Below are 22,606 nucleotides of genomic sequence, written 5' to 3'. Positions count from 1 at the left end.
TACGGTGATCAAGTTGAATTATGTGTCAGCGTGGTTCACACCTTAATTGGGCGTTAGGCCTAGGTGAGAAATGATGAATTTACCAAAATGGGCTGAAAATACTCGTGAAGAAAGATTTTTTACGGCAGTTTTATTTCATGCTCTTAAGATTAATGCATCTCCATTTTGGACTAAGCTGAGAGACAGACTTATTATACCAAGCCATGTTACCGTCGAAGATATTGGCTATGAAGTATGTATGCTTCGCGACCTGGCTCATGCAAATCTTATAGAAAGAGTAAAGCAGCTTGAAAAGCAGACCTTCGATCTTGTTCTGACGTTATCAAACGATTCTATTGTTATCATTGAAGCCAAGGCTCATCAAGGCTATTCAACCAAGCAATTCAATCTCATGAAAGAGACATCAGAAATCCTGCTGAAAAATAAAAATCTCGGGATAAAGCAGGTATATATCGCAGGACTGCACTCATCAAAATATACACCGGTATCATTTAAAGATCTTTCATTTATTACATGGTTTGAGCTGGCAGAGTTGTATCCTCAAATGAGCGATCAATTCATTCGTGCTAATGACATTTACAATAACTAAAAGTAGCCTAACAAGCGCAGGCAATCAGACTGGCCAAAGCCTGTCACCAAAATTGCTTACGCAATTTGTGGTGCCAGTTTTGGCCAGCCGTTGCTGCGGGCGTTATGTGTCAATCAGAGTAAGTGCATGGAAATAGACTACGAAAAAATTGGAAGTAAAGAGGAGCTGATCGCTCTTATTGGTAGACTTTGCTCTGAGGATACTTCCAAGTGGGAAAATGTATCTACATTATCTTTTCTAGAGGCTATGGCTGCGTGGCTAGAAAGTTCAGGTAATCTATACAAAAATCTCAAACTAGACACAGATTCAGAGCTTCCTAGCTGGCAGATCTTCGCAGATGCAATCCAGGCCGCAACTATCTATGAGTAATCATCAACACATAACAAGCAAAGGCAGCATTGCCCTGCGGGCTGGACGCGCTAACGCGCGCCGCTGCTTTGGGCGTTAAGCACCAACACACATGAAGATATATAAAATTAACTCTGACGATATAAGCACTTGGGATTCATTCCATGATTTCTTTAGTGCAACATTTAATTTTCCCGGGTATTACGGGAGAAATATGGATGCGTGGAATGATTGCATGAGTGACAGCAACGAAGTCATTAGCATCCATATTGAAAATGCTAAAAAGCTCAAAGAAAAGAGTCCTGAAATATTCAATGCACTTGTAGAATGCACTGCATTTATCAACTACCGACTTACAGAACAGGGGGCGCAGCCATTAATTGCGCTATCTTATTATGTTTAAGTGCTTAACAAGCAAAACCACCTCGACGCAGCTGTGCTGCGCCGGTGTTTAGGGCGTTATGTGGATAAACCATGACAACTCTACTCCGCCAATTAGTTGAGCATCCAAGTATCGATATAGTCAGCCCTTTTCAACTGTCTCTATCTCACGGTTTTGAAACGTTTACATGTTTGATTCGCGGTTACGGAGCCGTCCAAGGTATGTTGATTGACAGTGATGGTCATAAATTTGCTACTTACGGCACCGAAATTGTCAGCCTTGGTTATGGTTATTCGTGTTTCAACATTGAAGCGGAAGATAGTGTTCAGGAATTTATCGAAGAAGTTTTGAACGGTGATTGGGGCAAAGTTGGTGCTAATCATTAGCCCACATAACCAGTTGCTCAAGTTTACTTCGCCAGCAAAGGCTGGCTCCGTGGGACTGGCGCGTGGCGCCAGCCCCTTAGCAAAGCGTTAAGTGCCAGCAGTAGATTGGCAATTGAGTAAAGGTAATTGTATGGAATTTAGAGTTAAGTTGAATGTTGAAGAACCAACATTGTATGAGTTGAGCTTTTTCTCCTTAGACTTGCTTAGGTTAAGTGTTGTGTCGACACTTATTGAAGAATCTCAAGATGAATCAAGTGAATCAAAATTAAAATCGGCGAAGGATATTGATAAGTCTTACTTAAATCGAGCGACGCTAGGAAAATATTACGAAAAGCACAACAAAGATATACAAGTCAAAGAGTTCAAAGAAGGAAGTATCGAGCTTGTTATAGCTGGTACTACTTTAGTTGCTACGGTAGTCGTTCCGGCAATCCTCCACTACCTAAATAAACGAGATGCAGAAGGTAATCAGATGGTCAACTTCACAGTCGACTCTAATGACCAACAAATCAATGACTTTTTAGCTGAAGTTGAAAATAGAAACTTTGGTAGCTTCGATGATTGCTATGAATTTATACGCTCGACTTTGATCCGAAGAGGTTACAACTTTGAAGCAATTTCAGATAACACTTATAAAGCGCTAAAAGCAAACTCTAGCCGCTTAGAAGATATCGTCTTGACTACAAGAAGAATCCACCGAAACTAGCACTTAACAAGCAATTTAAGAGGGATTCACAACGCTCGGCATTTTTGCTTCTACTTCAAATTTAGTGTTTATGGCACAATGCTTTAGGCTTGGGTGAGGCGTTGTTCACCCCTTAATTGGGCGTTATACGTCGAGATGTTATGAAGCATAGCCTTGTGATTAGTATCATAATCGGATCAAATCTCGGCTTGCTCGTTGCAGCCCTGAGTATTGACGAATGGCCGCTTGGTCTGGGGCTCGCCGTTTTGGTTTGCTTGGTGGCTGGCTTTCTAACAGTGCTCACGATCAAATCCAGGCCAAATGTTTACGCGCTGGTTGCTTCGATAAGCTCATATCCTTTTTTGGCGTTGGCTTATGGTGGTTTTGACGGCACCATTTATCTCGCTGGCGTGAGCTTTGTCTACGGCATTATGGCAGTGCAATTTTTTCAGGCTATTGGCGTTGCAGCCGATAACATAAAGTTTATTTGCGAGTGGTTCAGAAAACGTGGGTAAGTTTACGTATAACAAGGCTCAGCAAACGCTCCCTTTGGTCGCTGGGACGTCCAAAACGTGGGCGCCCCTGTGCGCGGCGTTATAAGGCTTAGGGAATGAGATCTACAGCCAGAACTTGGCTTATCGAAGAAAAAATAGGTTTAATTTCGGAGCAAGAGCTAGTCGGGTTAGCTGATAGATACATAGCTGACCACAATGACTTTCCCGATTGGATGATTGATATATCAACTGGTTCTTCTCTTGAATTTCAAGATCAGCTAGATCTGATTGCTTATCCAATAAACGTGAATGATTGCAAAATAATTGCTCAGCGAATGTTGGAACTTATTGCCTCAAATGAAATCTCATTGAGAGATTTAGGCAAGGCTTGCGAGAATATGTATCAATCTGTTGAATGGGGTTCAGAACCGTTCAATCATTTTATTTGGGTTAGCGATGAGATCAGCCTTAATGAACAAGGCTACAAGTCAACGGCTAATATTGGTCAAGCCGTTAAGGAGGCTTTGTGCAAAGTCATAGCCTTATAACAAGTCAATCAGCTACGCGCATTCTGCGCCGGAAGCAGCGAAGCTGCTCCGGTTATTGAGGCGTTATGGCTCAAGAGAGTAAGATGCTCAAAGTTATAATCGTAATTGTTGTTGTAATTGGATCTTTTATACTTGGCAGCTCATATGGATACCGCATGGCTGACGATAAAATCGGTAAGTTCATTCAATCCACCGCAATTGATAATGCTTTATTCCATTACGAAAAGGCATCAGAAATAATTCTAGCGGTTGAGCAAGGCAACAGTGCCCTGGCAATCCATAAGCTAGAGTCACTAAAAGAGGCTGAGGCAGTGCTTTTTCAAAATTGTATAAGTGACAGTTGCCCCGAAGAGTTAAGGCAAAAAATTGAAACAGTGTATAAGCCATAACAAACCGCTCAAATTCGTTACTGCCACAAAGAACGTGGCCTCCACCGGACTCGCTATCGCTCGCCGTTTAGCGAGGCGTTAAACGAAAATGAACATCAAGCACCTACTACTAGCAATAACGATTACTTGGAGCCTTATTAGCATGGCCGATGAGGCAATGATATATGCCGAAACAGAGTTCACTGTTGGAGTAGAAACTGTTCTTGAAAGTGGATCGCCCAAGAATAGCTATATGGTAGTGTTCGAGGATGACGGAGACACTGGATATTTATACGGACTAGATACAGGGCGGGATCGTACTTTTCTAGCCAGTGTTGAGTGAGCAGATCAGCTGTGATCTAATAGCGGTTCATTTAATCAGTCGCTGCTCCAATGAACTTGCTCGAACACCTGACCGTTGTAGAAGAAACCCGCTCTGAAGTTAATCAAAGGCATGACCTTGTGGATGTCATGTTCCTCGTACTAAGCGCCATCATGTCAGGTGCCGAGGGCTGGCAGGATATTCAAACTTACGGTGACCATAAACTGCCATGGCTGCGAAAATTTCGCCCGTTTGAGCATGGTATTCCCCGAAGACACACTATTGCGCGGATCCTTCGTACCGTGGTCGCGGAGTCATTGCTCGAAGCGCTGCTGAATTGGGTGAATGAACAGCGAGCCAGCATCGGTAAACCCGTAATAGCTTTTGACGGCAAGGTGCTCAGAGGCTCTTACCGCAATGACTCCAAAACGGCGTTGCAGTTGGTTACAGCCTACGACACCGAAAACGGATTGGTCCTTAGCCAAAAGCCAACCCAAACCAAGAACGGTGAAATCAGCGTGGTTCGGCAGATGCTTGATGTTCTTAACCTGAAAGGCGCGGTGATCACACTTGATGCCTTGCACTGCCAGCGCGAAACGCTGGAGAAAATCAGCGAAAAGAAGGCTCACGTTGTTGTTCAGGTCAAAAATAACCAGCCTGCTCTTTGGGAGGCTGTTCAGTCGCAGTTTCAGACTGTTTTCGATGCGAAGAAAGAGAAAGTTGTCACCGAAATCAAACAAGAAGCCCATGGCCGAAAAGAAGAGCGCTACGTTTTCCAACTGAAGGCAAAGCTGCCTGAAAAGCTTGCAGAAAGATGGCCAACAATCCGAAGCATCGTCGCTGTGGAACGACATCGCTCGCAGAATGGTAAGACAACGACAGATACCAGCTACTACGTGAGCTCGCTATCACCACGGCATAAATTGCTTGGTCATTACATCCGTCAGCACTGGCGGATTGAAAACAGTCAGCATTACGTGCTGGATGTAGTTTTCAAAGAAGACGACTCACGGATAGCACTTGAAGGGGCTGTCGAAAACGTAGCCCTGTTCCGCCGCTTCGTCATGAATATGCTACGGCAATGTGACTGTGGCGCCCCGAGCCAGAGAAACAAGCTAAAACAGGCTGGCTGGTGCGACGATTATCGGGAAAGAGTGTTCTTTGGTTAGAAACTGCTCAAAGTATGCTCCGGCCCTGGGACTAGATAGGAGCCGAGATGGTAACCCCATTCTCGACGCCCTCCATATTTATAATGTTGCCAATGTCACTGACAAACATCTTTCCTCGGAAGCACAAATAGTATGGTCAGGAGACGGAAACAAGGCTCTATTACTAATAAACGGCTATCCTCATGCGGCTTTCGACTTTGTTGCTAAAAGAGGCTATTGCCGAACCAGCTTCCCACCTCCGGACACCAAGTGGACAAAATACAGTCATGAGTGGAGCGATGATGTTCTTACACTATTCTGAGTCCGCGTTTAACAAGGCCAGCCAGAGGGACCAAAAAACCGCCGCTTCGCTCTGGTTTTTCGGCCCCTGCTGGCGGCGTTAAAAGTACAGGAAGTCACATGAAAGTTATTGAAGTTGTATCAGTTGCCATACGAATTTTCGGATTATTGTTATTCGTCGTAACTCTTCGAGACGCACCTCAGCTACTTGCCGCGATTGCTGATTTAGGACTTGAAGCAAACACACCTTCTGTTTATATACAATGGGGTATGGTCGCATCCTGTATATTGGCCTCTGCTTTCATGATGAAATTTCCCGGTGTTATCTCTCGGCTGTTAGTTACTCCATCTAATTCATCATCACCATTGCTCGAAGAAAATGGTCAAGCTATCCAAATTGCAGGTATAACCATTGTTGGCGTCTACATTCTCACATGGGCCATTCCCGATTTTCTATATAATGGCCTCATTTTGTGGGTCGTTAGTGGTTACGAAACTCCTCCTAAGGAGTACATAAGCGAAACTAAATTACGTGAATTTGTCACAGTCATTGAAATAGCTATCGGCCTGTATCTTGCGCTTGGCGCAAAGGGCCTGACAACTGTTTTGAATAAACTCCGTGCGTAATTCACTTTTAAAAAAAGGCAATCGGACGCAGCAAGCTACGCTCGTTGTTTTTAGGGTTAGGGATCCAAATGAGAATTGAGTTATTAAAAAGTGATTGGATAGGAATTGGAATAGGTGCAGTGATTGGCCTGTATCAGGGAATAGTTGTCTTTGATAGCGAAATCGGAGCAGGGTTGGAAAATGCTGATATTATGACCGTTGTACTTTTCGGCTTATTTGGCCCACCTTTCCTAGCACTCTTAAATAAATTTCTACCTTTGAAAACACCAAGCTTCTACAAAGCAGTTGGAAAATACATTAATATAATTTTTTTAATGATTTCATTTTTCGTATTCACCGGAATATCTGGCTTTACTTACTACTGGCTAGTCGGCGGCCCTAATAGTGCACTATATTTGTTGTCATTCTTTAGTTCGGCGGGAGTTGGTTTTTTCTTTGCACACCTTATTTACCCTGAGCTAGCATTTAGGCCAGAGTCAAATGTCTAATAAAGCCATTAAAATCGCGCACTCTGCGCGCTGGAGCAGCAACAAATTGTGCGTCTTTTATGGCGACACTAGGTGTTAAAGAGTAATCAAATGAATTTTTCAATTCTCCTATCTTCAATCATGATTCTCGTATTTTCAGTGCTGTCTTACGGTTCTGGAAAACGAGCAAAAATCATCAAGTCTTACTACTTATTTGTATCGGATGGACAACTATAAGTGTTTTAAGTTTTGTTGGGGCAGTTTTGATGCTCTCAGTTGAAAACGCTATTCGACCAACATTTTTGTTCATTTTGTCGCTGGTTACCGCTTATGTCGCAAATCAGTTTAAAAATAGGAATAACACCTAACCAGTTGCTCATGTTTACTCCGCCAGCCAAGGCTGGCTCTGTGGAACTGGCGCGTGGCGCCATCACCTTAGTAAAACGTTAGTTTTCAATAGGAACATCTAGTGATTTTGAAAACAGTAGAAGAGCACCGAGAGGCTTTGCTCTCAATAATCAAAGAAAGTGGGCAATTTGATGAAGATGGTTTGGCTCATGTCAAAACCACCCTTGATGCACATCTGAAAAGCCCTGAGGAAGCAATCTGGTTCACCGCAATAGACGAAAATCCTGTCGGGGTCGCTTACTGTGCGCCGGAGCCAGTCACTTCGGGCACATGGAATTTGCTTATGTTGTGGATAAAAAATGGCCATGAGGGGCGTGGTTTCGGCAAAGAGCTAGTTTCGCATGTAGAAAAGGAAATTAAAAACCGTCAAGCACGGTTATTAATTGTTGAAACATCTCAACTACCAGATTTTTCGAGCGCACGAGTATTCTATGAAAAATGTGGTTTCAAGCTTGAGGCTGAAGTTAAAGATTTCTTTGCAGCTGGTGATAACAAGCTCATTTACACTAAGTCAATCCGGTAAAACCGACAAGTGACTATGGCATTCCGTCAATATTTATTAGGCCACGATATGTGATTTTTCGCCCCAGCGAGGCCCATTTTTCATAATGACTCTCTATGAAAAGGGATGGGTTGAATAACAGCTTCCGCATACAGGCAATCAATGCCATTTTGGGCAGCTTCCCCAGCACTTTTAAGTGTTCTTAGTAGCGTTTGAGAACTGGGTTGTACTGGATGGATGACATCATGGCCATAAACATCAGGGTGCGCACTCTGGCTCGGCCGCCGCGAATACGTCGTTTACCTGTATAACTGCCGCTCTCGCGGCTCATGGGGGCAACGCCTGCCAGTGGGGCGCTTTCTTTTTATTACTGAGCCAAGGGCCGCCGATCCTGACAGTAATGATTCAATAAACCTTGATTTATACGCCTGAAAACTCTGCGCTGTAAAACAGAAAAACACCGCACAGGGCGGTGTTTTTTTATTGGTTTAGCGATGGCTGTGAAAGTGCCACAGCACCCAGTAGAGCGGCTTTAGGTCCTTGCCGCCTATGTTGCGAAAGGGCCTTAACAGCGGCCGCAGCCACTGCCAGCGGCGCATGCGTTTTTGGGTATCGAGCCAGGTTTGTTCACCGCCTGCCGCGCGATAGTTGCCGATGGCAGCATCGATTTGCCCATGGTCGGCCCCCATATAACGGTAAAGACTGTGCAGATACACCAGCAGGTCCCGCTGCTGTTGATAGCTTTGCGAGCGCCCCTGCTGGCTGGCTTCAAAGTCGATAAACTTTACTTCGCCCTCTTGCCAACCTATATCACGCAGCGCCGGACGACCATGGGCCAACTCCATGCGGTGCAGCTCGGCCAATGCCGAGGCGCTGTCGTTAAGAATGTCGCCAAAGGGCACCATCTCATCCTGCCTGGCTGCGTGCAGCCAATCACTGACGGTCTTCCCGGCATCCTCCACCACAAAGAAGTCATTGCCACTGAGCACCACCCTGGGTACTGGCGCATCTTTGCCTGCTAGCCGGGTCAGAGCATCAATTTCAGTTTGCAGCGCCCGTTTGGGGTCGTCTTTTAGAAGCTTCATCGCGCCTTCAAGGCGCTCAGGCTGCTTAAGCCAGTACTTGTGACCGGCGAATTCAAACGACTGGATACGGCTGTCTGGATGCGCCTGACGCAATTGGTCTACCTTTGCCTCGAACGCTGTCATATCCAGATTAGGGGATGGGCTTGGCTGTTTCATCATCATTCCATGTGGGTGTGCGCGGGCATTATCCCCATCCGCCGTTGTAATTTCAATGAAACCTGAATGTGATAGCGCCACTGTTCAGTTTAGCGCAAGCATGGTTGCCGGTAAGCAAAATAAAAGACCTCCCGATGGGAGGCCTTTTAATTCATCAACGCTTGCTTATCAAGCGTTTGCTACCGTTTAGTGCTTACTCTGCACTGTGCTCCTGCCAGGGTGTGGCGCGGTTTTCCAGCAGTACCGGGATCCCTTCGGTGATGGGGTACGCCAGACGATCGGCCTTACAGATCAGCAGCTGCGCCGCTTTGTCGTATTCCAGTTTGCCCTTGCATACCGGGCAGGCAACGATATCCAGAAGTTTTTTATCAAAGGCCATGGGATGTTCCTTGCTTGGCATTGGCTGCCCGAGAGAGCTTCTCCAGCAGCTGTGTTGAAAATTGTGGCGGTAGGTTCGCATCAACTGCAACATACCACCAGTGTTGTTTGGCAAATTCGCGACATTTAACCGCATCTTTTTCGGTCATCAGCAACGGCAAGCCATTGTCGATGGTGGCAATGTCACTGGCCTGATACGCCATGTGGTCGGCAAATTCATGCGCTGTATTCAGCTTATAGCCCTGAGCGTTCAGCGCCGAGAAGAAGCGCTGTGGATTGCCTATGCCCGCCATGGCATTGATTTCATCACCAACTGAGGGCGGTGTTGCGTCAGCGCCTGGCCAGACCGGCAGCAGCCCGCTGGGCTGCAATGTCATGGCAAACTCCCCTGCTTCGGCGTTTTGGCCGTTACAAAGGCTAAAGTCCACACTGTTTTTGCGCCACAGGCCTTCACGCAATGGTCCTGCCGGTATAAGCCAGCCGTTACCAAAACGGCGCTCGCCGTCGATGACCAGAATCTCGATATCACGCCCAAGCTGATAGTGCTGTAGGCCATCGTCACAAAGAATGACGTTGACGTCGTGGTTGGCCAATAGCGTCTGCGCCGCCTTGACTCTGCTTGCACCCACCACCATAGGCACACCGGTGCGCAGCGCTATCATGGCGGGCTCATCGCCAACCTCGCCGGGGGTCATACCGGCGCAAACTTCACGCTCGCCTTCGATACTGGCGCCATAGCCGCGGCTGACCACACCAGGGCGCCAGCCATGTTGGCGCAACAGCGCTATCAAATAAAGCACTGTGGGGGTTTTGCCGCTGCCACCGGCTGTGATGTTACCCACCACTATTACAGGTACCGGCAGCTGGGTTTGGCGCTTAAGGCCGAGCCTGAAGCCAAGCCTTCTTATGCTGCTTATCAGCCAGAACAGCGCCGATAGCGGCAACAGCAACCACTTTGCCGGATGGCCCTGATACCAAATCTTGTGAACCAGCTGCTGCATCAGGCGGAAAACTGCATCTGATAGAGCTTGGCGTACATACCATCCTGCGCCAGCAGCGACTTATGGTTGCCACGCTCAACAATCTGGCCCTGCTCTATCACCAGAATTTCATCGGCACTTTCAATGGTCGACAGCCTGTGGGCAATCACGATGGAAGTGCGGTTCTGACGCAGGTTTTCAAGGCCTTCCTGAATGGCTTTTTCAGACTCAGTATCGAGCGCTGAAGTTGCTTCATCGAGAATAAGCACGGGCGCATTACGCAGCATGGCGCGGGCAATGGCGATACGCTGACGCTGACCGCCGGAAAGCAGCACGCCGTTTTCACCAACCTGAGTATCCAGGCCATCAGGAAGCTTATTGATAAACTCCATCGCGTGGGCCAGAGTCGCGGCTTCCACAATCTGCTCGCGGGTCAATTCCCAGGGGCAGGCGTAGGCGATGTTATTGGCAATGGTGTCGTTGAACAGGGTCACCTGCTGGCTGACCAACGCTACCTGACTACGGAGGTTCTTCAGGCGGTAATCTTCAACATTCACGCCATCGAGCTCAATGGCTCCCTGCTCCAGGCCGTTGTAGAAACGGTTAATCAGGCTGGCAATGGTGGATTTACCGGAACCGGAGCGGCCCACCAGCGCCAGGGTCTTGCCCGGCGGCACATCAAAGTTGATGCCATCCAGCGCCCGGGTTTCCTGGCCTTCATAACGGAAGCAAACATTATCGAAGCGCACATGGCCTTCGGCGCGGGCGGTTTCAAAGGTGCCGTTGTCCGCCTCGGGCTTGGTGTCCAAAAGCTCAAATACCGTGGTACAGGCCGCAATACCGCGCTGGAACTCGGCGTTTACCCGGGTCAGGCTCTTGATAGGCTGCAGCATTGCCAGCATGGCCGCCAGCACAGTGGCAAAGGTACCGGCGGTAAGCTCACTCTTGAGCGAATCGAAACTTGCAGCATAGAGTACAAAGGCCAGTGCGAATGAGCCAATGATCATGATGGTGGGCTGGCTGATAGCCTGGGCCACGGCCAGCTTCATGTTCTGATGACGGTTTTGGTCGTTCACCCGGGCAAAGCGTTCGGCCTCGGTCTCCTGACCGCCAAAGGCCAGCACGTTTTTGTGGCCCTTGATCATCTGCTCGGTTACGGCCGTCACGCCGCCCATAGCGCTTTGAATTTGGCGGGAAATCTTACGGAAACGGCGACTGACCACAGTGATCACAAGCCCGATAATCGGCCCGACAATCAGAATACACAGCGACAACTTCCACGAGCTGTAAAACATCAATCCCAGCATGAACAGCACAGTCACCCCGTCGCGCACAATGGAGATCAGCGCAGTGCCAGATGCTCTGGCGACTTGCTCGGTGTCGAAGGTGACGCGGGAGATAAGGTTGCCGGAGTTTTCACGGTCGATATAACTCACAGGCAGGGTGAGGTAATGCTCAAATACCTGCTGGCGCATGTCCATAATGAGCTTGGCACTCATGTAGGAAATACCGTAAGTGGACACAAAGTTGGCCAGACCGCGCAGGGTGAACAGGCCAACCACCACAAAGGGGGCCCAGAACATCACCTGATTATTGGAATCAAATCCGGAAGAGGTGCCCATATCCACGGAGCCAGAAAGGCCGCCGGACGAAAAGCCCTTGTCGATAAAGGGTTGAATAAATGCGATAAAGGCTGCATCCACCGCACCATAAAGCAGAAGCGCCAGCACTGAAAGGATGGCAATGCCCTTCATGGGCTTAAGGTAGCCAAGCAGACGTTTAAAAACCGCCGAGACTTCCTGATTGTGAACTGTAGTCATTGATTAATCTGACAGTATGACAAAGGCGCCATTCTACTCTGTAATCGGCCAGTCACCAACTCCAAACACCCTGTTGTACCAAAAAGGCGCCAGATCGCGGCGATAAGTTTTCACCACCGGCGGCCCACCAAAGTAGAAGCTTATCTGCCCTTCCGTTGCCGAACTCAGGGTGTTTATCCCGCGGCTTTGGTAGCGCGCGACTATCTCCTTTTTGGGAAAACCGTAACGATTCCCGACACCGGCAGCAAACAGCGCCCAGGATGGCGACACAGCGTCGATAAAGGCGCTGCTGGATGACGTCAGGCTGCCATGGTGCGGCGCCACCAGCACATCAGCGCGCAGCTTAGAAGGATTTGCCAGCATACGCGCCTCGCGCGCCGCCTCAATATCACCGGGCAGCAGCACTGACATGCCGCCATGACCTAGCTGCACCACACAGGAGCCATCGTTGCCAATACGCCCGCCGGGCAACACCTCGGGGGACAACAAGCTGACATTAACTGCCGCAAGGTTAAAAGATACCGGCCGACAGTCCTCATGCCGCGCCGCCTCAATTGCCCTGGCAGCCTGGGTGTCGCTGATAATCAGGTCAATGGCAAAGTGTCTGGCAAGCCCCTCGGCACCGCCGGCATGGTCTTTGTCTTCGTGGCTGATAATCAGCACATCAATACGGTTTCGGCCCCTGGAGCGCAAAAACGGGGTAAGGGTTCGCTCACCGTGTGAAAAGCTGCCATAGGCGCTGCCGGTGTCGTACACCAGGGTTTTATCTCCGGCAAAGACCACGGCCGCAAGCCCCTGGCCGACATCCACCAGATGCAGCTCGGTTTGAGGACCTGGCTTAAGGCTTAGCTGCAACAGCAGTGGCAGCAGTAAGCATGCACTCACCGCCCGAAGCCCCTTTGATATTGGCAACCAAAACAAATAGATGGCAGCGATGGCAAACAACGCAGGTGCAATCAGGCTATCGGCCACACTGACCCAGGCAAGGGGTAAGCGGTCACTCAGCTCAAGCAGCGCGCCAAAAGGCGCAAGTGCCCAAATTGCCGGGCTGAACAAGGCGCCACTGGCAAGCCCCAGCGGCAGCAACAGTAAAAACAGCAATAAACCCATAAGCGCAAGCGGGATCACCAGCAGCGAAAACCAGGGCACCATCAGCAGATTTATCCAAAGGCTGTGCAAACTCACGCCGCCAAACAGCACCAATTGCACAAACCCAAGCCCAAGCGACAGCGCCAACTGTATTTTGATGAGCGAAGCAAGATAGTCAGCGGCCGTCATTTTAAGTCGGCCAGAAGCCCCGGCTTGGCTTGTACCTGCCATGGTAGCCCTTTGGCGCTCAGCACCCGTGACCACCATCAGGATGATGCCAATGGCACCAAAGGAGAGCCAAAACCCCGCCGACAGTGGCGATAAAGGGTCAAGCAGCAATACTGCACTGAGGGCATACAAAAGCCGCTCCCAGGGAGAGGCAAAGCGGCGAGAGAGACTCAGCAGCATCAGCATCGCCAACATAATAAAAGCGCGCCGGGTGGGTATGCCCATCCCCGCCAGCAGCCCGTAAAGCAGGCAACCCAGAGCGGCGACCGCCATGGCAATCAGCAGGTTTTGCCGGTCGGGCCTTGGCCGGATGTGCAGCAGCAGAAACCTGACTGCGCCGTAAAGCCACAGCGCCAGTACCGACATATGCAGCCCTGAAATCGCCATCAAATGGCCGGTGCCGGTTTGACGCAGTTGTTGCCACTGCGTCGGTGTAATTTGCCCTTGCTCACCGCCAAGCAGCGCCAGCAGCAGGGCTGGCTCAGCTGTCTTGTCGCCACTACCTTCAAGCGCATTTTTGAGTCTTTCGATCAGTACGGCGCGCATCGCCGGCGCCGTCGATACCGCTCGTGCTGCTATCACCCTGCCCTTCAAACCAATGTGTTTTGACAGCAGATAACGCTGGCCATTGAAGCAGCCCTGATTGAGATTGCTGTTAATGGCGCGCCGCTCGATACGAAAATCCCACACTTGTCCTGGGCGTATTTGTTCATTCGTTCGCCAGTTGAGCCGCATTTGCGCAGCAAAAGGTGAGATTAATTTTGGTTTAACAAGGCGTATATCTATACTCTGCCAGTCGCTGCCACTTGAGACTGATGCTATTATCTCGGCGCGTATCCAGGTTTGCTCGCTGTCACCAAGCGCCCGATAGTCAAATATCAGCGTGGCATAAAGACAAACCCAGGCCGTGCCCGCTAGCCCCCCGGCAAGCAGTGGCAAGCGTTTGAACAGCGCCACCGCCCCGAGCAGCAACAGCAGGCTCATAGGCCAGGGTAAGAGTACCGGCCACAGCAGCGACGAGATGTTCAGGGCGCAAAAGCCCAGCAGAAATGGGTTCTTCACAGCAGTAAGTTAAGACAGCATTATCCGCCTATGCCAAAAAAGCTCATCAAAAGGTTTATGCCGCATCCCGACACCCTCAAGGATCACAAGCACCTGAGGATGTTCGGCACCTTGCTGCACAAGCCAAACCTCTGGCACCTGAATCGCCGCTCGGCGCCGGGTGCGTTTGCCGTTGGGCTGTTTATGGCCTGGATGCCGATGCCGTTTCAAATGGTGGCGGCGGCTGCGCTGGCGATATTTTTCAATGTGAATCTGCCGGTGTCGGTTGCCCTGGTGTGGATCACCAACCCGATCACCATGCCGTTTCTGTTCTATATCGCCTATATGGTGGGTGCCAAGATTCTTGGCCATGTGCCCCAACCCTTCGCCTTTGAAGCCAGCTGGCAGTGGCTCGAATCGTCACTCGCCACCATAGGCCCGCCGTTCCTGCTGGGTTGTCTGGTGCTTGGGCTGATAAGCGCCGGTGTGGGTTACTTTGTGATTAGCAATCTGTGGAAATACTCGGTGCTGTTTAAATGGAAGAACCGGGCAAGCAGATAAAAAAACGCGCTTAAGGCGCGTTTTTTTATGCAGGATGCAGATGAATGCTGTGAAAGAATCAGGCCGAAGAGGTTTGGTTTAAGCGATGCGGCCGGGGCAGTGCTCCCGGCCTTTTGATTGGCTTATCAGCGTCCGGCCAATGCCGGTGCCGGCTCGGTGAGGCTCGCCTTATACGCCGGATAAAGCGTCGCTATCAGGCTCATCACAAAGGCCATGATGCTCACCAGCACCACATCCTGCAGATGCAACTCTGATGGCAGAAAATCAATAAAGTACACATCCGCTGACAGAAAGCGGATGCCCAGCGCCTGCTCAATGGCAGACGCCATGGCAGAAAGATTCAGCGCCACCAGCACGCCGGTCAGGGTGCCAATAAGGGTGCCGAGAAAACCACTGATGGCGCCGTGCACCATAAACACCTGCACTATGGCGCTGCGCTTTAGTCCCATGGTCATCAAAATGGCGATTTCCGAGCTTTTATCCCGCACCGCCATCACCAGCGTCGACACAATGTTGAAGCAGGCCACCGCAATCACCAGCGCCAGCACCAGATACATCAAAGTACGTACCAGCTGAATGTCCTGATACAGGTGCCCCTGGGTGCGGGTCCAGTCGCTCATATAAAGATACTGGGTTTGGGTGTAACCCAGCTCACGAATGAGCCGCGGCGCCGCAAACACATCATCCACGGCAATCCGCACGCCGCTGACTTCATCGCCCATCTGCAACAGCTGAGCAAGGTGACTCATGGAAGCATAGGCGGTGCTCAGCTCAAGCTCGCCGCCAAGGCGATATGCACCGCGCACCACAAAACGGTGACTGCGGGTGGCCCCAAGCTTGCCTGCTGCGCGGCCTGATAAATCAGGCACATAGAGTAACAGCGCATCGCCCTCTTTCAGCCCGAGTTTATCGAGCAGGGCCTGACCAAGCACAATGGCATTCTCATCACCGCCGAGCTGCTGCCAGGCGCTTGGGGGCATGTACTGACGAATACCCGAAACGCTATCTTCCAGTTTGGGGTCAATGCCCACCAGGCTTACGCCCTGAAAACCGCCCTGACGCTGCACCAGCCCCTGCAAGCGGATAAAGGGCGCGGCGGCATGAATGCCCGGAATTTTATGGGCATCGGCAACCATGCCCTGCCAATCCATCACAGGGTTGTTCACCCCCACCAGCTCGGCGTGGGGCACCACATCCAAAAACCTTTGTCTGAGCTCGCGCTCAAAGCCGTTCATCGCCGACAGCACTATGATAAGCACGGCCACTCCAAGCGCGATGCCCGCAGTAGAAGCGAAGGAGATAAAGCTGATAAAGCTGTTGGACTGACGGGCTCGGTAAAAACGAAACCCCAGCCACAGCGGCAGCAGGCGCGCCTTACTCATCAGTAGTCGGCTCCCGCAGACAATTTGCCGCTTTTCATCGACAGCTGGCGGTCCATCCGCGCCGCAAGGCCGCTGTCGTGGGTGACCACCACAAAGGCGGTGCCCAGCGAGGCCGCAAGCTCACGGATAAGGCCGTAAACCGCATCGCCGCTCTTGGCATCAAGGTTTCCCGTAGGTTCATCTGCCAGCACCAGTTTGGGCTCGTTAATCAGCGCCCGGGCAATGGCGACGCGCTGGCGCTCACCGCCGGACAGCTCAGCAGGGGCATGGCCAAGACGATGACTCAGCCCTACCCTGTCCAGCAGCGCCTCGGCGCGGCCAAAGGCCGTCTGCCGGTCGACACCGGCAATACGGGCGGGCATGGCGACGTTTTCTATCGCACTGAATTCCGGCAACAAATGGTGGAACTGATAGATAAAACCCAGGTTGGCATTACGCACTTCGGCCTGACGGGAAGCCGACATGGCATACAGGTCTTCGCCATCCAAAAACACCTTGCCTTCACTGGGTTTGTCCAGGGTGCCAAGGATATGCAGCAAGGTGCTTTTTCCCGAACCGGAACTGCCAACAATCGCCAGCTGCTCGCCGCGGCTGACCGTAAGATCCACGCCGCTGAGTACCTGGGTCTCGAGCTTGGCTTCACGGTAGGTCTTGCTGACATTTTCTGCCCTGAGCAGGATTTCTTGCATGGGTTCTTCTCTCTTTGCCCTGTGGGCAATCATCTGCGTGAGTGGAACACTCGTCTTATGCGTAGCGGCTTATTCGTATCGGCTTATTCGTATCTGAGCGCGGTGGCAGGCTCTACCCGAGAAGCCTTGAGCGCCGGATACAGGGTCGCCAGCAGGGTAATGACTATGGTGCCTGCGACAATCAGACCAAGCTGCTCGAAAGATATGATTACCGGCAGCTGCTGCCCTGCGCCAAGCACCGACACCCCAAGGCCATTGAGTACCGGGTTCAGATTCAGTGTCAGCAGCGTGCCCACACTTAAGCCCAGCACCAAGCCCAGCAAGGCATTCATCGAGCCCTGCACCACAAAAATTCCCATCACTTCAGTGCGTTTCAAGCCCTGAGTCATCAGCACCGCCACATCGGTGGTTTTATCCACCACCATCATCACCAGCGCCGACACTATGTTAAACGCCGCCACAGCTACAATCAGGCTCAGCATCAGCGACATCATGTTTTTCTCCATTTTGACCGCACCAAACAGGTGGCCAAAGGTGTCGCGCCAGTCGTGTACCAGCAGCGATTCGGGCGCGTCAGTCGCCAACAGCGCCGGCAGTTTGGGGCCAATCTGCTCGGCTTTGAACGGATCGTCCAGGTAGAGACGCAGCATATCGACCTTCTCAGGCGCTTTACGCATCAGCCTGCGGGCATCATCGTAATGAATAAAAGCAAGCTGCCCGTCCACCTGGGAGCCCATTTGAAACAGGCCCGACACCACGAATTTGCGCTGACTTGGCACAGGCCCGAGGGGTGAGTAGACCACACCTTCGCCGCTTAGTACGCGAATCGTATCGCCAACCGCCACATCCAACTCAGATGCGACCTGGGTGCCCAAAATAATATGGTATTCACCCGCTTCCAATGTCTCAAAGGCCGGAGACCAGACGGTGGTGGTGAGTTTGGACAGCCGCGCTTCTTCTTTGGGGAAAATGCCCTGCAGCTGCACCGCAGCGATATTGGAACTTGATTGCAGCATCGCCTGGGTCCCGGCGGATGGGCTTATCCCCAGCACCGACGGGATAGCGGACTCTATGCTGGCAGCGCTTGCCTGCCAGTCGTCAAATCCGGCGGGGTTTTCAATCACAAGTTGCGGCACGGCGCCGAGAATGCGGCTTTTCAGCTGGCCTTCGAGGCCATTCATCACCGAGCTGACCACAATCAGCGCGGCTACGCCCAGGAAAATGCCGCTGACGGCGAACAGGGTAATAAAGGAGGCGAAGGCGTTTGCCTTGCGTGCCCGCCAGTAGCGAAATCCAATAAGAAAAGCGGAGGATGAAAACATGTGCGCGCTGTTGGCCCTGGCTGTGTTGGGAAGGGGCGCTGCTGTCCTTACAGAACAAGCACCTGGCCCGGTCGAACCTTCCCTTGCGTATTTGTTTGAGTGGGCACGATAATAGGGGTATCTCACCCATAAATAAAGAGGCACGTCCTTGTTAGCCGATCCCAACGCCTATTTCAGTGTGGTGCATGATTTCAATGCCTATTTGCAGCCCTTTGACGGCCCACTGCCTGACGATGAACAGCTGGCAATGATGCGCAGCGTGGGTTTGCAGCTGCTCAGTGATGTCAAAGCACTGGAGGCCGGTTGCCTGCTGCAACTGCGGCAACTGGACAACGAAGCCAAGGCGGTGGTGGACTTTTTGAAGCTGCAGTCGCGCAAGGTCGATATGGTGCTGCACTATGTGCTTGAAAACGAAAGCCGTGACGGCAGCCGCTATTCAGGTAAACGCTTTGGTGGCAGCGGTTTTGTGGTGGCCAGCCAAGCGCCGCTCAGTGTGGGCAGCCTGTTCAAAGCCACCCTCTATATCCGCGATGAACTGATTGCACTTGTGTGTATCGCCAAGGTGGAAGAAGTGATGCAGCAGGACGGCGTCTATCTTGCCGAACTCGGCTTTGAGTGCATTCTCGAGCCGGATGTGGAGCAGCTGGTCAAAGCCAGTCTCAGTGTGCAGCAAAAGCAGCTCAAGGCGCGCAAGCAGCAAAACGCCCAGCGCGGATAATGCATTTTCTTACTCCAGCCCCTGTCGAGTGCCGGGGAAGGGCTTAGTTGCCACTGCCGCGCAGTTGCCACTACAATGGGCGACTGATTTTTCGTGAAAAACCGGCAATCCAACCGAATGACCTCTTTTACGGTAGACCGTCTCCCCAAGACACCCGCCAAGGGCCGGGTGTCATCGGTCAAGCTGCCCGGCGGTGTCGCCCGGGCAATGACGCTGGCCCAAATGACCCGCGACTATGCGGGCACCACCCTGATAGTCACCAGCGATACCCCAACGGCGCTGACCCTCGAGACCGAGCTTAGCTATTTGCTTGGCCAGGAAGGCATTGATATTTGCCTGTTTCCCGACCGGGAAACCCTGCCCTACGACAGTTTTTCGCCCCACCAGGATCTGATTTCCAGCCGCTTGGAGACCCTCTCCAATCTGGAGCGTGGCAAAGGCCGGCTGGTGATAGTACCGCTCACCACCCTGATGGTGCGCCTGCCGCCCAAGGCATTCCTTGCGGCCAATGTGCTGATCCTCAAGAAAGGCGACCGTTATCAGTTGCAGCAGATGCGTCAACTGCTTACCGACACAGGTTATCATCTGGTGGAGCAGGTATATGAGCATGGCGAATTTGCCATCCGCGGCTCGATTCTGGATATCTTCCCCAGCGGAGCCACTGAGCCGCTGCGCATCGAGCTATTTGATGATGAAGTGGAGTCTATCCGTCACTTTGACCCTGAAACCCAGCGCTCCAGCGCCGAGGTAGACAGCATCCGCATGCTGCCGGCACGGGAATTCCCCACCGACAGCCAGGCCATCGAAGGCTTCCGCCAACGCTATCGCCGCGCCTTTGAAACCATTACCAATGCGCCCGAGTCTGTGTATCAGCTGGTAAGCCGCAACCTGATGCCGGCAGGCATCGAAAACTACTTGCCGCTGTTTTTCGATGATACCGCCACCCTGTTTGATTATTTGCCCCAAGAGCTGCAAATCATCACCACAGGTGAGCTGCATCAGGCAGCCGAGCATCATCTGGGCGAAATTCACGCCCGCTATGAAGACCGCCGGGTTGACCCCATGCGGCCATTGCTGCCGCCCAAGGTGCTTTATCAAACCACCGAGGAACTGTTTGGCACGTTCAAGCAGTATCCCCGTATTCAGCTCAGCGCCGCCGAGGGCGACAAGGAGCTGGACTGCACGCCGCTGCCGGATATTCGCGCCAACCACAAACTGAAGCAACCGCTGGAGGCCTTAAGTCTGTGGGCGGCGGATACTCAGCGCATTCTGTTTGTGGCCGAATCCGAAGGCCGCCGCGAGGCGCTGCTGGAGCTGTTGTTCAAGGCCGGCATCAAGCCCAAACTCTACGGTCATTTGCAGGAGTTTATCGACTCCGGCAGCCCCCACGGACTCATTGTGGCCCCGCTGGCACAGGGCATCGATATTCGGATTGGCAAAAAGCAGCTGGCGATTGTCTGTGAAACTGAACTCTTTGGTGAGCGGGTATCCCAGCAGCGCCGCCGCGACAAGCAGCGCCAGCTAAGTCAGGATGTACTGATTAAAAACCTGGCTGAGCTCAAAGTGGGCCAGCCTGTGGTACACCTTGAGCACGGTGTCGGCCTGTATCAGGGCCTCGAAACCCTGGACACCGGCGGGTTGGTGGCCGAATACCTGAAGCTTGAATACGCCGGTGGCGATAAGCTTTATGTGCCGGTCTCGTCGCTGCACCTTATCAGCCGCTATGCGGTGGGCAGCGACGATGATGCTGCGCTGAACCGCCTCGGCAACGAAAGCTGGAGCAAAGCCAAGCGCAAAGCGATTGAGAAAATCCGCGACGTGGCCGCTGAGCTTTTGGATGTGTACGCCCGCCGCGAAGCCCGCCCCGGCGAGCCCTGCAAGCTGGATGAAGAGGAATACGCCCTCTTTGTGCAGGGGTTCCCGTTTGAGGAAACCGTGGATCAGGAAGTGGCCATCGAAGCCGTTATCAACGACATGTGTCAGCCAAAGGCCATGGACAGATTGGTGTGCGGCGATGTGGGCTTTGGTAAAACCGAAGTGGCCATGCGTGCCGCGTTCCTGGCGGTATCCAGTGGCAAGCAGGTGGTGGTGCTGGTGCCCACCACACTGCTGGCACAGCAGCATTTTGAGAATTTCAAAGACAGGTTTGCCGACTGGCCGGTGCGTATCGAGGTGATGTCCCGCTTTCGCACTGCCAAAGAGCAGCAAGCTGTGCTTTCCGCCATGGGCGAAGGCAAGGTGGATATCGTTATCGGCACCCACAAACTATTGAATACCGAGCTTAATTTCGATGCGCTTGGGCTGCTTATCATAGATGAGGAGCACAGATTTGGCGTGCGCCAGAAAGAACGCATCAAGGCGATACGGGCCAATGTGGACATCCTGACCCTGACCGCAACCCCTATCCCCCGCACCTTGAACATGGCCATGTCGGGCATGCGCGATTTATCGATTATCGCCACCCCACCGGCCAAGCGTCTGGCGGTAAAAACCTTTGTGCGTGAGTACGATAAAGCCACGGTGCGCGAAGCGATTTTGCGTGAAATCCTTCGTGGCGGTCAGGTGTACTACCTGCACAATCAGGTGGAGACCATCGAAAAGACAGCTCAGGACATTCGCGAACTGCTGCCTGAGGCGCGGGTGGTCACCGCCCATGGCCAGATGCGCGAGCGCGAACTTGAGCGGGTGATGTCGGACTTCTACCATCAGCGCTTTAATGTGCTGGTGTGTACCACCATCATAGAAACCGGTATCGATGTGCCCAGTGCCAATACCATACTGATTGACCGCGCCGACCATTTCGGTCTGGCTCAGTTGCATCAGCTCCGGGGCCGGGTGGGCCGCTCCCATCACCAGGCCTATGCCTATTTGATGACGCCGCACCCCAAGCTGATGACGGTGGATGCCAGAAAACGCCTCGAGGCCATTGATGCACTGGAAGATCTGGGTGCCGGCTTTATGCTCGCGACTCAGGATCTGGAAATCCGCGGTGCCGGTGAGCTGCTTGGCGATGAGCAAAGCGGTCATATCAGCAAAATCGGCTTCAGCCTCTATATGGAGATGCTGGAAGGCGCGGTAAAAGCGCTTAAACAGGGCAAAGAGCCGTCGCTGAAGCAGATGCTCGGCAGTCAGTGTGAAATCGACCTGCGTATTCCGGCGCTGCTGCCTGAAGACTATGTCGGCGATGTGAATATGCGTCTGTCGCTGTATAAGCGCATCGCCGGCTGCGATACCGAGCAGGCAGTGGATGAAATGAAGGTTGAGCTTATCGACCGTTTTGGTTTGCTGCCGGATGCCACCCGCAACCTGATGACCATGACTGTTCACAAACACAGGGCCACCCGCCTTGGCGCCATCAAAATCGAGATGCATGCCAGGGGCGGCAGCATCGAGTTTGGTGAGGACCATAAAATCGACCCGGGCTTTATCATCGGCTTGCTTTCATCGCAGCCACAAGTCTATCGTATGGACGGCCCGAACAAACTTAAGTTCACCATGCCATGTGAATCCGCCAAAGAGCGATTGGAACTGGTGGACCTGCTGCTGTCGCAGCTCGAACAACACAGCGTCGGAGAAGAATAAT

Annotated in this window: 25 protein-coding genes and 1 pseudogene; 17 read left to right on the top strand and 9 right to left on the bottom strand. The window is 52.0% G+C overall.

What is annotated here, in order from left to right:
* Positions 1-70 precede the first annotated feature (70 nt).
* The 14 genes from STH12_RS04585 (at position 71) to STH12_RS04520 (ending at position 7,595) form a co-directional block, all read left to right on the top strand.
* Positions 71-589, top strand: a complete 519-nt coding sequence (locus STH12_RS04585; RefSeq protein ID WP_126166467.1) for a hypothetical protein — start codon at positions 71-73, stop codon at positions 587-589.
* Positions 590-715: 126 nt separating this feature from the next.
* Positions 716-958 (top strand): DUF7660 family protein, encoded by a 243-nt coding sequence (locus tag STH12_RS04580; protein WP_126166466.1) that lies wholly within the window; start codon positions 716-718, stop codon positions 956-958.
* 91 nt (positions 959-1,049) lie between these two features.
* The gene (locus STH12_RS04575; protein ID WP_126166465.1) at positions 1,050-1,340 is read left to right on the top strand and encodes a barstar family protein; all 291 of its coding nucleotides are present in this window, start codon (positions 1,050-1,052) and stop codon (positions 1,338-1,340) included.
* A gap of 71 nt (positions 1,341-1,411) precedes the next feature.
* Positions 1,412-1,705, top strand: coding sequence for a hypothetical protein (locus STH12_RS04570; RefSeq protein ID WP_126166464.1), 294 nt, complete (start codon positions 1,412-1,414; stop codon positions 1,703-1,705).
* Between the two features lie 130 nt (positions 1,706-1,835).
* Positions 1,836-2,411 carry a hypothetical protein gene (locus tag STH12_RS04565; RefSeq protein WP_081384157.1) on the top strand — a complete coding sequence of 192 codons (576 nt, stop codon included), beginning with the start codon at positions 1,836-1,838 and terminating at the stop codon, positions 2,409-2,411.
* Between the two features lie 140 nt (positions 2,412-2,551).
* The gene (locus STH12_RS04560) at positions 2,552-2,905 is read left to right on the top strand and encodes a hypothetical protein (RefSeq protein WP_126166463.1); all 354 of its coding nucleotides are present in this window, start codon (positions 2,552-2,554) and stop codon (positions 2,903-2,905) included.
* A gap of 95 nt (positions 2,906-3,000) precedes the next feature.
* Positions 3,001-3,432 (top strand): hypothetical protein, encoded by a 432-nt coding sequence (locus STH12_RS04555; RefSeq protein WP_126166462.1) that lies wholly within the window; start codon positions 3,001-3,003, stop codon positions 3,430-3,432.
* A gap of 155 nt (positions 3,433-3,587) precedes the next feature.
* The gene (locus STH12_RS04550; RefSeq protein ID WP_126166461.1) at positions 3,588-3,821 is read left to right on the top strand and encodes a hypothetical protein; all 234 of its coding nucleotides are present in this window, start codon (positions 3,588-3,590) and stop codon (positions 3,819-3,821) included.
* 88 nt (positions 3,822-3,909) lie between these two features.
* Positions 3,910-4,143 carry a DUF2251 domain-containing protein gene (locus STH12_RS21770; protein ID WP_218567772.1) on the top strand — a complete coding sequence of 78 codons (234 nt, stop codon included), beginning with the start codon at positions 3,910-3,912 and terminating at the stop codon, positions 4,141-4,143.
* A 50-nt stretch (positions 4,144-4,193) separates the two neighbouring features.
* Complete coding sequence (locus STH12_RS04540) at positions 4,194-5,291, top strand: ISAs1 family transposase (protein WP_126166131.1); 1,098 nt, start codon at positions 4,194-4,196, stop codon at positions 5,289-5,291.
* Positions 5,284-5,592 carry a DUF2251 domain-containing protein gene (locus tag STH12_RS04535; protein WP_237158743.1) on the top strand — a complete coding sequence of 103 codons (309 nt, stop codon included), beginning with the start codon at positions 5,284-5,286 and terminating at the stop codon, positions 5,590-5,592. Before STH12_RS04540 ends, STH12_RS04535 begins: the two co-directional genes overlap by 8 nt.
* A 98-nt stretch (positions 5,593-5,690) precedes the next feature.
* Entirely contained in the window at positions 5,691-6,197 is a 507-nt protein-coding gene (locus STH12_RS04530) for a hypothetical protein (protein ID WP_126166460.1), read from the top strand.
* 68 nt (positions 6,198-6,265) lie between these two features.
* Entirely contained in the window at positions 6,266-6,685 is a 420-nt protein-coding gene (locus STH12_RS04525) for a hypothetical protein (RefSeq protein WP_126166459.1), read from the top strand.
* A gap of 448 nt (positions 6,686-7,133) precedes the next feature.
* The gene (locus STH12_RS04520) at positions 7,134-7,595 is read left to right on the top strand and encodes a GNAT family N-acetyltransferase (protein ID WP_126166458.1); all 462 of its coding nucleotides are present in this window, start codon (positions 7,134-7,136) and stop codon (positions 7,593-7,595) included.
* Between the two features lie 13 nt (positions 7,596-7,608).
* On the opposite strand, the pseudogene STH12_RS21610 reads toward STH12_RS04520, so the two are convergent.
* From STH12_RS21610 to STH12_RS04490, 6 genes and pseudogenes are all read right to left on the bottom strand, one after another.
* Positions 7,609-7,938: pseudogene (locus STH12_RS21610) on the bottom strand (transposase); the annotation flags it as partial.
* Positions 7,939-8,062: 124 nt separating this feature from the next.
* Positions 8,063-8,815, bottom strand: a complete 753-nt coding sequence (locus STH12_RS04510; protein ID WP_237158742.1) for a BUD32 family EKC/KEOPS complex subunit — start codon at positions 8,813-8,815, stop codon at positions 8,063-8,065.
* Between the two features lie 193 nt (positions 8,816-9,008).
* The gene (locus STH12_RS04505) at positions 9,009-9,194 is read right to left on the bottom strand and encodes a Trm112 family protein (RefSeq protein WP_126166457.1); all 186 of its coding nucleotides are present in this window, start codon (positions 9,192-9,194) and stop codon (positions 9,009-9,011) included.
* Complete coding sequence (lpxK, locus tag STH12_RS04500) at positions 9,184-10,194, bottom strand: tetraacyldisaccharide 4'-kinase (RefSeq protein ID WP_126166456.1); 1,011 nt, start codon at positions 10,192-10,194, stop codon at positions 9,184-9,186. Before lpxK ends, STH12_RS04505 begins: the two co-directional genes overlap by 11 nt.
* Complete coding sequence (msbA, locus tag STH12_RS04495; RefSeq protein ID WP_126166455.1) at positions 10,194-11,993, bottom strand: lipid A export permease/ATP-binding protein MsbA; 1,800 nt, start codon at positions 11,991-11,993, stop codon at positions 10,194-10,196. The genes lpxK and msbA overlap by 1 nt, the downstream gene beginning before the upstream one ends.
* Positions 11,994-12,026: 33 nt before the next feature.
* Complete coding sequence (locus STH12_RS04490; RefSeq protein ID WP_126166454.1) at positions 12,027-14,372, bottom strand: DNA internalization-related competence protein ComEC/Rec2; 2,346 nt, start codon at positions 14,370-14,372, stop codon at positions 12,027-12,029.
* Between the two features lie 30 nt (positions 14,373-14,402).
* Here STH12_RS04490 and STH12_RS04485 point away from each other — a divergent pair, with 30 nt between their 5' ends.
* Positions 14,403-14,912 carry a DUF2062 domain-containing protein gene (locus STH12_RS04485; protein WP_126166453.1) on the top strand — a complete coding sequence of 170 codons (510 nt, stop codon included), beginning with the start codon at positions 14,403-14,405 and terminating at the stop codon, positions 14,910-14,912.
* Between the two features lie 125 nt (positions 14,913-15,037).
* On the opposite strand, the gene lolE is transcribed toward STH12_RS04485, so the two are convergent.
* From lolE to STH12_RS04470, 3 genes are all read right to left on the bottom strand, one after another.
* Positions 15,038-16,294, bottom strand: coding sequence for a lipoprotein-releasing ABC transporter permease subunit LolE (lolE, locus tag STH12_RS04480; protein ID WP_126166452.1), 1,257 nt, complete (start codon positions 16,292-16,294; stop codon positions 15,038-15,040).
* Positions 16,294-16,983, bottom strand: a complete 690-nt coding sequence (lolD, locus tag STH12_RS04475; RefSeq protein WP_126166451.1) for a lipoprotein-releasing ABC transporter ATP-binding protein LolD — start codon at positions 16,981-16,983, stop codon at positions 16,294-16,296. The genes lolE and lolD overlap by 1 nt, the downstream gene beginning before the upstream one ends.
* A gap of 83 nt (positions 16,984-17,066) precedes the next feature.
* Positions 17,067-18,305, bottom strand: a complete 1,239-nt coding sequence (locus STH12_RS04470; protein ID WP_126166450.1) for a lipoprotein-releasing ABC transporter permease subunit — start codon at positions 18,303-18,305, stop codon at positions 17,067-17,069.
* 148 nt (positions 18,306-18,453) lie between these two features.
* On the opposite strand from STH12_RS04470, the gene STH12_RS04465 reads away from it, so the two are divergent.
* Both STH12_RS04465 and mfd read left to right on the top strand, forming a co-directional pair.
* Complete coding sequence (locus STH12_RS04465; protein ID WP_126166449.1) at positions 18,454-19,023, top strand: hypothetical protein; 570 nt, start codon at positions 18,454-18,456, stop codon at positions 19,021-19,023.
* Between the two features lie 117 nt (positions 19,024-19,140).
* Entirely contained in the window at positions 19,141-22,605 is a 3,465-nt protein-coding gene (gene mfd / locus STH12_RS04460) for a transcription-repair coupling factor (RefSeq protein WP_126166448.1), read from the top strand.
* The last annotated feature ends 1 nt before the right edge of the window (position 22,606 follow it).

The organism is Shewanella khirikhana (genome assembly GCF_003957745.1).
In the GTDB taxonomy this organism is placed as follows: domain Bacteria; phylum Pseudomonadota; class Gammaproteobacteria; order Enterobacterales; family Shewanellaceae; genus Shewanella; species Shewanella khirikhana.
This window is presented reverse-complemented; position numbering and strand designations above follow the sequence as displayed.